Source organism: Oceanobacillus sp. HCA-5259 (assembly GCF_037892815.1).
GTDB lineage: Bacteria > Bacillota > Bacilli > Bacillales > Amphibacillaceae > Oceanobacillus > Oceanobacillus indicireducens.
The window spans coordinates 21578-36609 of sequence record NZ_JBBKBV010000016.1 but is presented as its reverse complement, the minus strand read 5'-3'; the positions used below and the strand labels follow the sequence as shown (position 1 = coordinate 36609).

The 15032-nt window shown below is 38.8% G+C and carries 15 protein-coding genes, 6 tRNA genes and 1 pseudogene; 4 read left to right on the top strand and 18 right to left on the bottom strand.

Going from position 1 to position 15032, the window contains the following annotated elements; translation table 11 throughout:
• Window positions 1-382 precede the first annotated feature (382 nt).
• Entirely contained in the window at window positions 383-532 is a 150-nt protein-coding gene (gene rpmG / locus WKU33_RS10585; RefSeq protein WP_021291115.1) for a 50S ribosomal protein L33, read from the bottom strand.
• A 175-nt stretch (window positions 533-707) separates the two neighbouring features.
• Between rpmG and WKU33_RS10580 the strand changes: the two genes are divergently transcribed.
• Window positions 708-935 (top strand): hypothetical protein, encoded by a 228-nt coding sequence (locus WKU33_RS10580; RefSeq protein WP_156856789.1) that lies wholly within the window; start codon window positions 708-710, stop codon window positions 933-935.
• Window positions 936-963: 28 nt separating this feature from the next.
• Entirely contained in the window at window positions 964-1581 is a 618-nt protein-coding gene (locus tag WKU33_RS10575) for a hypothetical protein (RefSeq protein ID WP_336251386.1), read from the top strand.
• Between the two features lie 172 nt (window positions 1582-1753).
• Here the strand turns inward: WKU33_RS10575 and phoU are convergent, their stop codons facing one another.
• From phoU to WKU33_RS10515, 12 genes and pseudogenes are all read right to left on the bottom strand, one after another.
• On the bottom strand, window positions 1754-2410 hold the full coding sequence (gene phoU, locus WKU33_RS10570) for a phosphate signaling complex protein PhoU (protein ID WP_340454469.1): 657 nt from the start codon (window positions 2408-2410) through the stop codon (window positions 1754-1756).
• Window positions 2411-2527: 117 nt separating this feature from the next.
• Entirely contained in the window at window positions 2528-4675 is a 2148-nt protein-coding gene (locus tag WKU33_RS10565) for a peptidoglycan D,D-transpeptidase FtsI family protein (RefSeq protein WP_336251384.1), read from the bottom strand.
• 175 nt (window positions 4676-4850) lie between these two features.
• Window positions 4851-5462 carry a superoxide dismutase SodA gene (gene sodA, locus WKU33_RS10560; RefSeq protein ID WP_156856793.1) on the bottom strand — a complete coding sequence of 204 codons (612 nt, stop codon included), beginning with the start codon at window positions 5460-5462 and terminating at the stop codon, window positions 4851-4853.
• 175 nt (window positions 5463-5637) lie between these two features.
• A tRNA-Phe gene (locus tag WKU33_RS10555) sits at window positions 5638-5713 on the bottom strand.
• A gap of 212 nt (window positions 5714-5925) precedes the next feature.
• Window positions 5926-6018: transfer RNA gene (locus tag WKU33_RS10550), tRNA-Ser, on the bottom strand.
• Window positions 6019-6039: 21 nt separating this feature from the next.
• Window positions 6040-6116: transfer RNA gene (locus WKU33_RS10545), tRNA-Ile, on the bottom strand.
• A gap of 18 nt (window positions 6117-6134) precedes the next feature.
• Window positions 6135-6210, bottom strand: a tRNA-His gene (locus tag WKU33_RS10540).
• Between the two features lie 79 nt (window positions 6211-6289).
• Window positions 6290-6363: transfer RNA gene (locus tag WKU33_RS10535), tRNA-Met, on the bottom strand.
• 1 nt (window position 6364) lies between these two features.
• A tRNA-Asn gene (locus tag WKU33_RS10530) sits at window positions 6365-6439 on the bottom strand.
• A 395-nt stretch (window positions 6440-6834) separates the two neighbouring features.
• Window positions 6835-7011: pseudogene (locus WKU33_RS10525) on the bottom strand (topology modulation protein); the annotation flags it as partial.
• 50 nt (window positions 7012-7061) lie between these two features.
• The gene (locus WKU33_RS10520; RefSeq protein ID WP_336251383.1) at window positions 7062-8690 is read right to left on the bottom strand and encodes a Na/Pi cotransporter family protein; all 1629 of its coding nucleotides are present in this window, start codon (window positions 8688-8690) and stop codon (window positions 7062-7064) included.
• A 204-nt stretch (window positions 8691-8894) separates the two neighbouring features.
• On the bottom strand, window positions 8895-9524 hold the full coding sequence (locus WKU33_RS10515; RefSeq protein WP_336251382.1) for an NfeD family protein: 630 nt from the start codon (window positions 9522-9524) through the stop codon (window positions 8895-8897).
• 168 nt (window positions 9525-9692) lie between these two features.
• On the opposite strand from WKU33_RS10515, the gene WKU33_RS10510 reads away from it, so the two are divergent.
• Window positions 9693-10031, top strand: a complete 339-nt coding sequence (locus WKU33_RS10510) for a hypothetical protein (RefSeq protein WP_188859334.1) — start codon at window positions 9693-9695, stop codon at window positions 10029-10031.
• Between the two features lie 19 nt (window positions 10032-10050).
• Here WKU33_RS10510 and WKU33_RS10505 read toward each other — a convergent pair whose 3' ends face one another.
• A complete protein-coding gene (locus WKU33_RS10505; RefSeq protein WP_336251381.1) occupies window positions 10051-10368 on the bottom strand; it encodes a hypothetical protein in 318 nt (105 codons plus the stop codon).
• Between the two features lie 135 nt (window positions 10369-10503).
• On the opposite strand from WKU33_RS10505, the gene WKU33_RS10500 reads away from it, so the two are divergent.
• Window positions 10504-10788 carry a DUF2624 domain-containing protein gene (locus WKU33_RS10500; RefSeq protein WP_156856799.1) on the top strand — a complete coding sequence of 95 codons (285 nt, stop codon included), beginning with the start codon at window positions 10504-10506 and terminating at the stop codon, window positions 10786-10788.
• A 155-nt stretch (window positions 10789-10943) separates the two neighbouring features.
• Here the strand turns inward: WKU33_RS10500 and WKU33_RS10495 are convergent, their stop codons facing one another.
• Genes WKU33_RS10495 through WKU33_RS10480 form a run of 4 tightly spaced genes read right to left on the bottom strand, consistent with a single transcriptional unit; the run spans window position 10944 to window position 15028 of the window.
• Complete coding sequence (locus WKU33_RS10495; RefSeq protein WP_156856800.1) at window positions 10944-11834, bottom strand: deoxyribonuclease IV; 891 nt, start codon at window positions 11832-11834, stop codon at window positions 10944-10946.
• Between the two features lie 18 nt (window positions 11835-11852).
• Window positions 11853-13169 (bottom strand): DEAD/DEAH box helicase, encoded by a 1317-nt coding sequence (locus WKU33_RS10490; RefSeq protein WP_340454467.1) that lies wholly within the window; start codon window positions 13167-13169, stop codon window positions 11853-11855.
• A 34-nt stretch (window positions 13170-13203) separates the two neighbouring features.
• Complete coding sequence (locus tag WKU33_RS10485) at window positions 13204-14319, bottom strand: Nif3-like dinuclear metal center hexameric protein (protein ID WP_340454465.1); 1116 nt, start codon at window positions 14317-14319, stop codon at window positions 13204-13206.
• A complete protein-coding gene (locus WKU33_RS10480; RefSeq protein WP_340454463.1) occupies window positions 14285-15028 on the bottom strand; it encodes a tRNA (adenine(22)-N(1))-methyltransferase in 744 nt (247 codons plus the stop codon). Before WKU33_RS10480 ends, WKU33_RS10485 begins: the two co-directional genes overlap by 35 nt.
• Window positions 15029-15032 lie beyond the last annotated feature (4 nt).

The window sequence follows — 15032 nt, the reverse complement described above, 5'->3', positions numbered from 1 at the left end:
GCAGGAGTCTCGAGGTGTCTGGACTGCTCCCAGGAAAAGCCCAATTTAGATCACTCTTTATTATTCCACAGATATTATTTCTATCGTGACATGGGGCTAGAATAAATGCTTTCAATAATAATCATCTTACCAGTTCAGTTGCCCGGTGGACGGTGACTCCTGCGGGAAAAGCACGAGTCTGGAGACCCCGCAGGGCGGTAGCCCGAGGAGGCTCCAGCTGTGCCCGCGGAAAGCATCCGTCCACCGGGCAACTGAACGGCGATTAGAGCGCCTTAATTAGTGAAAGAGCAGACACTTACGCTGTATGAAAGCATTCAGTAGCTATTAACCTTATATAAAATAAATAAAGCTCTCATCCGAGGATAAGAGCTTTATTATTGTTTTATTTAGTTTCACGGTGTAAAGTGTGTTTTTTAAGACGTGGACTATATTTCATAAGCTCAATACGTTCAGGATTTGTACGCTTGTTTTTCGTAGTAATATAGTTACGATCTCCTGTTTCTGTACAAGCTAACGTGATATTAACGCGCATAATTTTCCCTCCAAACTTTTCAAACTATCTTTAAGAATACATAAGCAATTTTATTAGACCTTTATTATAATAACAGATGTTGCAAAAAGATTCAACAATTCTCTAGGTAATTTTAAGGTTTTCATGACACACATAATATGATATAACTAATATGTGGTTAAAGGGAGGGAAATAAATGATAATTGCGATTGTAACCATACTCATTATCGGTCTGGTCTTGTTCATCCTGTCTTATTTTATGAATGATCGATTGGAAGAGCTGGAAAGTCAAGTCGAACAGCTTTCGATTACTTCTATGCAGGATACATACCAAATGAAGAAGAAAATTAAAATACTAGAAGAAGAATTGCTCCCAGGAAATATTAATCAATCCTCCAGTTCGGAGTTTAAGGAACAATCTTGATTACTAGACGCCAGAAAAGGAGTTAAGCATGAAACATACACTACGCGCATTCTCAGTTGGCTTGATTACTACCGGATTGATTTTACTTGCTGTGTTTTATTTATTTGGTTATGGCAATGAAAGTACAGCAGAAGATACAACAGAAGAATTGATAGAGAAAATTGAAGAAAAAGGATTACGCGTTATTTCTGAAGAAGACTATATTAGCTTTACTTTAGGTAATAAAGAGAAAAATGATGATGAAACGGATGTAGCTGAGTCTGATGAAGAGGATGCTAAGGAATCCAAAGAAGAAAAAGAAAAAGCTAATGATGATAAAGCTGATGGAGATAAAGCCGCAAAAGAAGATAAAGAAAAGGATAAGAATAAAGAAAAAGCTGATGACGATAAGAAAAAGGAAAAGCAGAAAGATGAAAAGCCTAAAAAGAAAGATAAGAATTCCCCTGTAGTCATTACAGTTGAACCAGGAATGGCAACTTCATATATTAGCGATATTCTTGAAGAAGAAGGACTTATCGACGATGCAGCATCTTTTAACAAATACTTGATTGATAACGACTATTCTTTACGTGTTCAAATGGGTAAACATGAACTAGAACGTGGTTTATCCGAATACGAAATAGCCGAACGTTTGACATCAAATTAAAAAACCAGTGCCTACTATTGGAGGCGCTGGTTTTTTAATTCGATTTTGTTTCTGGAAATCTGGCAAAAATGATACTTCGTAGTGCGCCCATGCACCTTTGAAGCCCGTTGGCTCACTTTTTCCGCTCCACATGTACCTTGCTGACGCATACTCATTTTCGACACACTATTAATCAATTAAGGTTATAATTTTTTCCTTTAACTAAGTAGAGTATGCTTTCCCCTATATTTGTAATATGGTCGGCGAAGCGTTCTAAGTAGCGGGCACAAAACGCGACTTGCATAATATATTGGATTTTATCCGGATTTGTTGCTGTTTCTCCAAGCAGCTCGTTAACAATATGCTTATACATCTTATCTACTTTATCATCTGTTTCCGCTAATTTCTCAGCAACGGTAATATCTTCATATTTAAAAGCATGCATCGATGTTTTCAACATATCCATTGCAATTTCATGCATTTGCCGCAGACCTTCCGGAATAGTAGAAAGATTCTTATCTAAATGGATTGTTGCTTTTGCAATATTTTTAGCATTATCGCCCATTCTTTCGATATCGGTTACTACGCGGAGAGCAATAATAATCTGCCGTAGATCGGTTGCTACCGGTTGTTGTTTTGCAATCAGCAGCACCGATTTTTCATTTATTTCTCTTTCCAATTCATCAATTTGTTTATCTTCTTCAAAGATTTCTTTCGCTTGTTCCAAGTCTTGATTAATTAATGAATCGACAGCTTTCGACAATGCCTCACCGGATAAGTTCGCCATTTTAATGACTTCTTCTTTCAACTGCTCTAATTCACTTTGAAACTGCTCACGTGTCGGGCTCATCCAATCTCCTCCAAACTATCTTCAATCCATTGCTAGACGTATGAATTGTATAGCTTAAGTATACCGGAAGATTGTTAAATGAGTGTTAAATTATTGTGTAAATAATATTGAGCTTTTTTACGATTCTCCATCTTCTGCCGCTTCTTCAGCATCGCCATCATCCTGCTCTTCTTGCATTTCGAAGTACGTATCAAGAATACGCTCGGCAATCCGGTTGGCGACATTCCCATCTTCTCTTGCATTAATGCCGATATTTGGAACCAGTACTGCAAAAGCAACTTCTGGGTTATCCATTGGAGCATAACCGATGATCGCACGGTTGATTGTATCATACCCTACCCCATCGACATAAACCGTATTCTCCGCTGTTCCCGTCTTACCTACAGCATTATAATCTTTCCCTGCAAAGTTACTATAAGCCGTACCGCGCTGCACTTGGAATGCTTGCCTAAAGCCTTCCTGCACTCGAGCAATTTCCGATTCGCTCGCTTGAATTTGATTCAAGTACTCTGTATTTATCGATTTATAAAGTGGACCTAATTCCTTCTTGGAAGCGATTGGTTCTCGTATCTCTTTTACGAAATGCGGGCGCACACGGTAACCATCATTAGCGATAGTCGAAACGTATTGAGCTAATTGAAGAGTTGTATACGTATCATACTGGCCAATTGCATAGTTCATCAGTAGACCAACGTCATTTTTAGACTGACCAAGTACTCCTGTTGATTCAGATGGAAAATCTATACCAGTGGGAGCACCTAAACCAAATTGAAGGAAATAATTTCGCATTTCCTGCCATGCCGCAAGATCCATTGATGAACTCGCCCCATTTGGAAATGGAGTACGATAATCCCCCGCCATTCGTAGAGCAATATAGAACATATATATGTTCGATGATTCTTTCAATGCTTTGATATCATCTGCCAAACCAATTGTGCTTGATAAGGATCGTTTTTCTGGGGTGCCCGCTATTTTGATAGGCCTGTCATAAAAGCTTTGACCTGGACTGATTACACCTGAATGCAATCCCGCTAATACGGTAGCACCTTTTACAACCGAACCTGGTCGATGAGCATCATGCAATGTGTGATGCGGACTATAGCTAAATGTCCCTTCCTTATGATCGTATGTTTTCCCGGCTACTGAAATTAATTCTCCTGTTTTCGGATCCATCACAACTGCTAGTGCATCGTTTAAGTAACGGTTATTATAAGGGTCTAATTGAATTGCCTTTCTTAACTCGTCCTCCAGAATCTCATCTACCTTTTCTTGGAATTCCATATCAATCGTTAGAATGAGATCCTTCCCTCTCTCACCCTTAACAAGGGTCTTGGAATCGATGATGGCACCTGATTTCGTCGTTGTATATTCAATTTTTTCTTTTGTACCCCTAAGAACATCTTCATATTGCTGTTCTAATCCACTTCTGCCAACCCGGTCATTTCTACTGTAGCCTCGTGACATGAAATATTGCATATTTTCTGCTGGGATCCCGGTTTGATGGGTACTGATACTTCCTAGAAGACTTCGAATTGTAGAGCCATACATATACTCACGATCCCAGTCTGTTGTTGCATTGATTCCTGGCAATTGGTCGAGATTTTCTGAGACGAGTGCATATTCTTCCGGTGTAACATCCTCATTTTTAATAATTTGCGGCGTTAAGGAGTAAGCTTTATCCAGTTCTTTTTTAATCCGGATCACTTCGAGTTCTTCTTTTGTAAAATTATTATCTGCCACATGCTCATCTGGAATGGATTTTAAAACCTCTTGGTAAATTTCTGCGTTGGACATGTCCTTCGTTTTTTCTTCCGGTAACAAGTCCTCGTATGTTTCTTCCCTTTCATCAGCTGATTTACCTTCGTTTTTTGCCAAATCTTTCAGATAGACATATTCGCGCTTATCCCGATCTGTTATTTTGTTAAGCTCTTCTTCGCTGTCCATCGAAATAAACTTCGCTAACTTTTCCGCGAGGTCTAAACGATCCTGTGGCTGCACACCTTTGGGAGGTGTATACGTAATGGAATATAGCGCCTTATTATCAACAACTAAATTTTCATTTCTGTCATATATTTTTCCCCGAGGTACCGGGATTTTAGTCGTATCTTGAATCGTTTTGTCAATTTCCTCTTGGAATTCTTCTCCATTTAGGATTTGCACGACACCTAGTTGAAAAATCAGCATTGAAAATAATAAGAACACGATGAAAAAGATTATATTTGTTCGAAAGGGAAGCTGTGCTCTTTTTTTCTTTTTTTCCTTCATTATACGCCCCCTCATTTTTCGTAATGCTGAAATATCTGCTCTTATATTCTACCATAAAACCTTATGTATTTCGTTATTTATTAGCAATTTATCATTGTTAAGTCAGGGTGAAGTCCATTAAGACAAAAGAAAAACGTGAAGATTGATTTTCTTCACGTTTTCTGTAATGGAATAATTATTTTGCTTCGTTATAGCGCTTAGCAACTTCATCCCAGTTTACTACATCCCAGAAGGAATCAATGTAATCAGGGCGCTTGTTTTGATATCTCAAGTAGTAAGCATGCTCCCAAACGTCTAATCCTAAAATAGGAGTCTTACCTTCCATTAATGGAGAGTCTTGGTTTGGCGTACTTGTGATTTCAAGTTCGCCGTTATCAACTACTAGCCATGCCCAACCTGAACCGAAACGGCCAGTCGCTGCAGTTTTGAATTCTTCTTTAAATTTGTCGAAACTGCCAAATTTAGCATTGATTTTATCCGCTAATTCGCCAGTCGGTTCTCCGCCTCCGTTTGGTGACAAGATTTCCCAAAACAGGCTATGGTTAGCATGTCCCCCACCATTATTGCGAACAGCGGTACGGATGCTTTCAGGTACAGCGTCAAGGTTACTGATTAGCTCTTCCAGTGATTTCTCCTGTAAGTCAGCATGACCCTCTAATGCGTTATTAAGGTTTGTAACGTACGTGTTGTGGTGTTTCGTATGGTGAATGTTCATCGTCTCTTTGTCAATAGACTTTTCCAATGCATCATATGCATATGGTAATTCTGGTAGTTCAAATTTTGCCATAAAAATCTTCCTCCCTTAATATTATCTTACCTGTAATTGTAGATTATCAAAGCTTTATATTTGTTGCAAATTTTATGCTTCATAGAAAGTAAATCTTTTATTTTATACAAAGGAGGATCGAGTCACACAAGGATGAAGACATTAAAAAAACAAGCATGTTTGCTTGTTTGGACAATGGTGGCTCGGAACGGAATCGAACCGCCGACACACGGATTTTCAGTCCGTTGCTCTACCGACTGAGCTACCGAGCCATATGATGTGGTTGTTTTCTTTTAAGTGTGTTTATTTCTTACTATGCTTCGAAGTATAGTCAACGAAGAAGTTGCTCGTCGTGTTGCAAGCTGATTCGGTGAAGTTGCACTCCTCGCATAGCTACAATGGAGTAGTTCGAGGATGTTTACGCTATGCTCTGCCGACTGAGCTACCGAGCCTATTTTTTCTATTTATTTACAAGATATGTAAATGGAGGAGGTAGAGGGATTCGAACCCCCGCGCGGTTTGACCCGCCTCTCGGTTTTCAAGACCGACCCCTTCAGCCAGACTTGGGTATACCTCCAACTATTAAACTTAAACAAAATGGTGGACCCTGCAGGATTCGAACCTGCGACCGATCGGTTATGAGCCGATAGCTCTAACCAACTGAGCTAAGGGTCCGTTCATATGATATATTGATGGGGCGATCGGTGGGGATCGAACCCACGGATGCCGGAGCCACAATCCGGTGCGTTAACCACTTCGCCACGACCGCCATCGGTAAAAGATGTAGCTCTGCACATTTCATGATTTAAATGGGTTACAGCGTACAGCTTGCACACTGTAACCTAGTATAGCGGCGGAGGGGATCGAACCCACGACCTCACGGGTATGAACCGTACGCTCTCGCCAGCTGAGCTACGCCGCCATGGCTCCACAGGTAGGATTCGAACCTACGACCGATCGGTTAACAGCCGATTGCTCTACCACTGAGCTACTGTGGAATAAATTGCTGTGGATTAACCAACAAGATATAATTTACCATGTCCTAGAAAAAATGTCAACACTTTTATTGCCCTTTTGCAATACTTTTTCTTCAAAGAAATTTTTTGATGAATTGTTCGTGTTCATTCGACATTAAGTTTACAAGTCATAGGTTTTCATTATACAACATTCTATCCGAAAATGCATTTATTTTAACGAACTTGTTTACTTTAATTTAAATTCTTTGCCTAATATAGTATGCCCTTCATTCCACAGTTGAAATCACGGGTATTCAGGTGAGGGATATACAGCCCGTAAATACCTGATTCTGTTCAGCTAACATTCAGTGGGGGAGGGAAGGAAACCCCCACTGAATGAAGTTTCACTTTATAACCGCAGAAAGGACAGGAATATTTCATAATACTTCTCCTTCCAAGTTTTCTATAAAGCGTTTCACTTCTTTTGGCGAATGTAAAATAATAACCTTCTTTTCTTCGGACAACTTTTCTAATTTATTTATTGTTGCTGGCCTTCTCGTCTGCGGATATTTCCAAATCCATTTCAAAAATGCAGGATCAAATCTTTCTTCACAGCTTTATCAATTGAAAAGGGGAAAGAAATTATTTCTTTCCCCTCAATAGTTTATTGTTGTTCTAAAATTTCTTCTACAATATTAACCGCATGGTCGCCGATACGCTCTAAGTTACTTAAAATATCGACAAAAACAATTCCCGCAGACGCAGTACATAATCCTTCATTCACTCGGATAATATGTCGCTTCCGGTATTTTCTTTCCATCTGGTCAATTTGTTCCTCTTTACGAATTACTTCGAGTGCTAATTCTTTATCACGATTGTCTAAACATTCAATAGATTGTTTCACCGTTAATAAAGTTAAATCGAACATACTGTTTAAGTCATCCATTGCCTGATCCGTTAAATCAACCTTATTGGATATCCGATAGTCAATCAACTCAGTGATGTTTTCAAAGTGGTCGCCAATTCGTTCAATATCGCGCACACTATCCATTAAGAGAGTATGTTTATCCCTTTCCCACTTCGTCATAGATTCTGCAGATATAGCGACAAGATATTCGGTTATTTTGCGATCCAAGTTATTAATTGCACCTTCAACTTGACTTGCCATTTCCGAATGTTTTGTATCTAATGTTTGAGCATATTTCAACGTTTCTTCCAAGCCTTTATATGCAAAGTCCCCCATACGTAATACTTCTAATTTTGCCTGTTCGAGTGCAAGTGAAGAAGATTTATTAATAACAATTGGATCTAAATGCTGTGGTTTATATTCAATAACCATATCTTCTCCAGGAATCAGTTTCGTAACAATCCATGCTAATGCACCGATGAACGGGAATTGAATTGCTGTATTCATAATATTATAAGAACCATGTGCGACCGCAATTGTCATGGATGGGTTCAAGGATAGTTGTTCTTGCAAATAAGTTACAAAAGAAATAAACGGACTTAATAAGATCATAAATATAACTACCCCGATAATATTGAAGACCACATGTGTTAATGCAGCTCGCTTAGCGGCAATCGAAGCCCCTAATGAAGCAATAATTGCAGTAATCGTTGTTCCTAAATTATCACCTAATAAAACCGGTATTGCTGCATCAAGCTTGATTGCCCCTTCTGACATTAGTCCTTGCAAGATCCCAATCGTTGCAGTAGAACTTTGAACAACCATTGTAAATACTGTTCCAATTACAACACCGAGGATTGGTGTTTCACTCATACTGACAGTTAATTCATGGAAAGAATCAAGTGTACGCAGTGGGCTCATTCCACTACTCATTAATTCAAGTCCGAAGAATAGAGCTCCAAATCCAAAGAGTGCTTGTCCAATGGCAGTTACTTTTTGGTTACTAAAGAAGAAAATTAAGAAACTACCGACAGCGAGAATTGGCAAGGCATATTCCCCTATGTCAATCCCGATAATAAACGCAGTTGCTGTCGTTCCGATATTCGCTCCCATAATGACACCGATCGCTTGTCTTAGCGTCATAAAGCCGGCACTGACAAGACCAACAGTAAGCACCGTTGTTCCTGAACTGCTCTGAATTAATAGCGTGACGACAATCCCCGCTAAAACACCGAGAAATGGATTGCTTGTGAATCGATCCAGTATATCCCTTAATCTATCTCCAGCAGAACGCTGAAGTCCATCTCCCATGAATTTGATACCGAGGAGGAATATTCCTATACCGCCGATAAAATCAAATATGAGCGATTGCACATCAATATCCAATTATTTTCATCCTTTCAAGCCTGAAATTCGCATACTTATCTATTATTAATTTTAGTCCATGATTTGTAAAGCCTTTTTAATAAAATTTACATAATTTTTACAAACGCTCTTTTATAATGTAGTTTTTACCCTTAACGAACAACTTTATGTCAAAAAGACAAAAAAATAATGCTTTACCTAATTAGGCAAGCATTAGCAATTGTTCTATACAATTTCTTCAACCTGTATCTTTGTACCATCTACTTTAACAACAGTTACTTCTGTATCTTTTGAGATCCATTTCCCCTCCGACTGGGCACTATAATCTTTTCCATTGATTCGTACTGTTCCCACTGGTCGTAAATCATTAAGTGCAACTCCCTTTTCTCCGACTAATTTTTCATATTCCATATTCATCGAGTTATAACCAGCCTCTTTGCTGAGCTGATCTTTGAGAGCAATTTTGGTCCACATTTCCCTTCGCTTAAACACTTTCAGGAAAAAGAACGAGCAAGCCGCACCTAACACAACACCAATGATGGCAAATAGAGCAGCAGTTAAACTAGGAGCGGCTACACCGACTGAGGTTAGCATAGCTACAAGCCCAATCGTTGAAAGCGTACCATCATTTAGTAATTTCCCATCTATAATAATTAGTACTAAACCAACAAAATAAATAATAATCATAAGTATAACGGATTCTGTTCCAGCATAGGCACTAAAATAAACGGTAATAAAGCCAATTCCCAACAATGCAAACAGACCTCGCATATTAACGAGTACTTCTCCAATAAGGAATAGCGTTCCCAAGAATGTAATAACTAATCCAATCCATTCAAGATCAAATATGCCCATAATAATTTCCCCTTTCATTTATATCTACGGATTAAGTATAAATTTTGTTTCATAAAAAAACTTTAATCAGAAGAATGCTTCATTCCACTGATTAGTTGAGCAAATCATGAGTGACTCATCTGAACTGGAAGTTTTAGGGATGATTACTGTGGAAAAAAGGAGAAAACTATGTCAACATCTAAACGTTTATCCTTATTATTACTATTTATCTTAGTGATAATAAGTGTCATTGATGATTTATCCAAACAACAACCACTGAAAGAAGAGAGCGTTGTAAAAGTACAAGAGGATAAAGATACCGGAATTGCCCATATTAAAATCAAGCATGGAGATACCATATTATCGGTCACAGAAGAAATTAATGAATTGGATTATTTAGATGTCCAACAAGTTATCAATGATTTTGAAAAGTTGAATCCAGGTGTTGATACAGAGTCACTTCTACCTAATTCTTTCTATTACTTTCCATTATACAATGAACCGCAAAAACAACAAGAGAGAGGTTGAGTAACAACCTCTCTCTTATCTACATAAATATACGCAGGATAATGGATAGTGCCCCAATACCGATTGCGATATTACCTAGTGTATCAGCACCCTTGCTCCGGGAAACGAAGCCTAGGATGATACCTACCGCTCCAAAAAAGACTGGCCAAACCAAAAAGGAAAGTAAGGATAGAACAATACCAATCCACCCGTACGTACTGATAACGTCATCATCATGACGGGCATCGGCATCATCCATTGCGAACTCTTCAGCAAATTCTTCATCATGGCGCTTTCTATATCTGTCTTCACCGCCGCGATGTGGTGCTGATTGGATATTGCGTTTATCATCATCCATTTTATTTTGCCTCCTTTTCATCGTGTTCAACGTTAGTTTATGGAGTCTGGCCACACTTATGATGTTATTAACTGGCAAGATTGGAACCTGCTTTGCATAGCTTATGTATGACACAATAAATAAAGGAGGAAGCTGATGTCATTTTTTATTAAAGAAATGGTGAAAACCAAGCTGAGACAGTTAACAGCCGGAGAGATTTTACATTATGCGGATCAATACGGATTTTCGTTAACAAGGGATGAAGCAACAAAAATTATCCATTATATCCAAACAAATGATATTGATATTTTTTCAAAAAAAGGAATCGATGAAGCGCATGATAAAATAGCGGCAATTACGAATCCCCAGACTGCACAAAAGGCAAGGGCTTTATTTGAACAACTTATTAAGAGCTATGGACTAGAACATTTATTTCAATAAAAAAACGGGTCATAACTTTAATGTATGGTAAACATCAGAACTTATCATCATGATTCTCACCGGCGGTCGCGGAAAGATACTTCGTTTTCGCAGGCGGCCGGTGAGTAGATCTGTTCGTTAATTAATCCATATCGTGTAGTTATGCCCCAGTCTATTTATTGCATAATAATTTCTTTTAAATCCGCATTGAAATTACCGTCTTTTATCATTTCAATTTCGTGTTTATATGGCGCTTTTTTATTTTTCTTGTCTTCCCCTACATATGGTGTTTCGAGAATTTTTGGCAGTTCTTTCAGCTGTGGATGATTAATGATGTAATGTAATGGTTCGAAGCCTATATGGCCGAAACCGATGTTTTCATGACGGTCTTTTCTTGCGCCTTTTGGATTTTTACTGTCATTGACATGAACAACCTTAATACGGTCAACTCCAATGGTTTTATCAAATTCATTCAATACACCGTCAAAGTCATTGACAATGTCATAACCAGCGTCATGAATGTGACATGTATCCATACATACCGAAAGTTTTTCATTAAATGTAACCCCGTCAATAATTCTTGCCAGTTCCTCGAATGTCTTCCCGATTTCCGAACCTTTTCCTGCCATCGTTTCTAATGCGATTTGCACTTCGTGTTCTCTTGTCAACACTTCATTCAGACCTTCAATAATTCTTTTAATACCGGCGTCTTCCCCTGAACCGACATGAGCCCCGGGATGCAGGACGATTTGTTTCGCTCCGATTACTTCCGTACGCTCCATTTCACTTCTTAGAAAATTTACTCCAAGTTCAAATGTTGCTGGTTTTTGCGTATTGCCGATATTAATAATATACGGGGCATGGACAATAATATCTGTAATCCCATGCTCCTTCATATGTTCTTTTCCTTTTTCTATATTTAATTCTTCAAGTGGTTTTCTTCTCGTATTCTGAGGGGCACCTGTATAAATCATAAACGTATTTGCTCCGTATGAAACAGCTTCCTCACTAGAGCCTAACAGCATTTTTTTGCCACTCATTGATACATGCGATCCAATCTTCAACAAAACGTACACCTCTCCTGATTATTTTCTTTTGTTATATTTTTTTGCAGCTAATTTTCTCTTTATATTTTCCTGTTCTTGTTTTTGTTTCTTTTTATAACCTGGTTTAACCTTCTTTGCTTTCTTGACACGTTTCCATGCTTCTTTTTCAATCGCAGACGCTTGGTTTTTTCTTAACTTCCGTGTATTCCAAGGTTTTGCGGTAACGAACTCCTTATCTTTAACATCAATATACGTTATTTGCAACCCTTTTTTCTCTAGGTTCTCAATCAGACCAAAATCTTCTTCGGTGTATAAACTGATTGCTGTACCTTCCAGACCCGCCCTTGCAGTTCGGCCGACGCGGTGAATATAAAATGCTTCCTCTTTCGGTAAGTCAGCATTAATAACATGACTCACACCTTTTATGTCAATCCCTCTTGAGGCAAGATCAGTTGCAACGACATATTCATAACGTAAATTTTGGATTTCTTTTAATACACGTTTTCTTTCACGCGGTGATAAACCACCATGAATAATACCAGCATTTAAGCCGTGACGTAGCAAGCTATCCAATAATGCGTCTGCTTCTGCTTTCCCATTTGTAAATACTAAAGCGAGGTATGGTTGGATTACTTTTGAAATATCACGAATAACTTCTCCCTTATCGCGATGTTTTACAGCAATAAATTGATGTTCCATCAATTCAGGTGAGAAATGTTCTTCAATTTTAACATAAACTGGCTGGTCCAAATACTTTTGAAAGAAATGTCGCAGCCTTTCAGGAATTGTAGCAGAAAATACTAGTAATTGAATATCCTGTTTTGACCGAACAAGCAGTTGGTCGACATCTTGAATAAACCCTAAGTCAAGCATTAAATCTGCCTCATCCACGACAAATGATTTCGCTGAATAAATCGATAAACTTTCCGATTTCACCATATCGAGAATCCGCCCGGGAGTTCCAACGATAATATGAGGTGGTGTTTTTAATTTCTCCATCATTTTCTGTTTGTCCGTTCCACCAATGAGCAACTTACTTATCCAGATCCCGTCTTTATCTGCATAATGGATAATTTTTTTAACCTCATCATGTAACTGAATAGCAAGCTCCCTCGTCGGGGCTGTGACGACAAATTGGACTTCCCTTTTACTTGTATCCAGTTGATTAAATAGGGGCAGAAGAAAAGCATGTGACTTTCCTGATCCTGTTCGCGACTGACCAATCACACTTTGCCCATTTAGAATCGGCGGAATGACCTTTTCTTGTATTTCAGTTGGATGGTTAAATTGCAACTTCTGGACGACATCCATTAATGCAGGATGCATGCCTAAGTATTGAAATGTAGTTTTTGTCATAGTCGTACTCCTTTTTACCGTTAACTTCATTCCGTTATAAATATTGGAATGGGTCGGTATTACGTTCGGATGTAATAATTTCTACATCAAATTCTGTTAATTTCTGTTTTAAATAGTCCTTAACACTATCTTTCATTACAGATTCAATATAGTGACCGGCATCAATTATTGCAAGTCCCATTTCCATCGCGATCTGTGCTTGGTGGAAACCTACATCCCCTGTAATATAAACGTCTGCACCGGCACGTTTCGCTGCGTGAATATACTTTTCCCCGCTGCCGCCAATTACAGCCGCTTTTTTAACATTCTTTTGTAAATCTCCAACAACTCGAACATGCGATAATCCTAACTTTTCTTTCACTTCTTCTGCATATTGCTGGAGATTCGTTTGATTTTTCACTTCACCGATTCGACCGAGTCCAAAGCTTGCACCGGGATTGGTTAATTCGATAATGTCATAAGCTGGTTCTTCATAAGGATGTTCCTCCAGAACGGCTGCTATAACTCGCTTAAGAGAATGTTCTGGTACAAGTGCTTCAACTTTTACTTCTTCAACCTTTGCAATCTCCCCGATTTCACCTATGAATGGATCGGCTTGTGCTCCCGGCTTAAATGAGCCAGTTCCTTCTATTTCAAAGGAACAGTGAGTATAATCACCCTGTTCGCCGCCACCAGCGTCACCAATCACCTGCTTGATTGTTTCTCGATGGCTAACGGGAACGTGAACTGCGTACTTATATAGCTTTTCCGTACCAATTTGAACAAGTGGCTTCCCTTTTCGTATTTCCAATTGTTCAGCCAACATATCATTTACTCCACCTTTTACAACATCTAAATTCGTGTGGGACGCATAGACCGTAATATTATACCGAATCAGTTTCGTGATGACCCGACCTTCTGGAGTATCAAAATTAATTTGTTTCAGCGGTTTAAATAATAGGGGGTGGTGGGCAATAATAACATCGACATTTTTTGCAATTGCTTCATCTACAACTGATTCAAGTACGTCTAGCGTAATCATAATTTTGCTTGCTTTTTGATTAGCGGAACCAATTTGTAGACCTACATTATCCCATGAATAAGCTTTCTCTATTGGAGCGAGCTCCTCTAGTGCTTCAAAAATTGTTTTTACTGTGACTTTTTTGCTCATGGACTAATTCCTCCTCCATCCATATTAATTCCCGTTTAAATTGGTTAATCCGTTTTAAATCGGGGTTGTTCGCCTGCTCCATCTGTGTGATGATAAGGCTTAATTTATCCGCTTCTTTGCGCCACTTTTTATAAAATACGGGAGATTTATCCTTTAATAAATACGGACCAAATAAAAATTGTTTATCCATAATCTCGTCTTTATACGGGTCACTACCTTCCCGATCTGCGACAAGAATCTCATAAATATGGCCATTCTCCTCCATAATCCGCTCTTCTGTCAATAAGAAGCCTTCTTGATGCAGCCAAATTCTTACCTTTCTCGCATCGACATTCGGTTGTAAAATCATACGGTTAACCGTATCAAGCTTATCTTTTCCATCCGATAAAATTTGTTTGATTAATCCTCCGCCCATGCCTGCGATGACCACTTGCTGGATATCGTCGGCCTCTCTTACAACATCTAGACCGTCGCCAAGCCGGACTGTAATACGCCCCGCCAATCCATGCAGCCGGACATTCGCTTGTGCGCTATCAAATGGACCCTGGTTTACTTCACCAGCAATTGCGGTTGCAGTAGGGTCATGCGAGCACACATAGCAAGGTAAATACGCATGATCTGATCCTATATCGGCAAATGTCGCACCTGTTGGTAAAAAATTTGCCACATCAATTAAACGTTTGGAAAGTTTAAAATTTAATTGTTTCATCCTT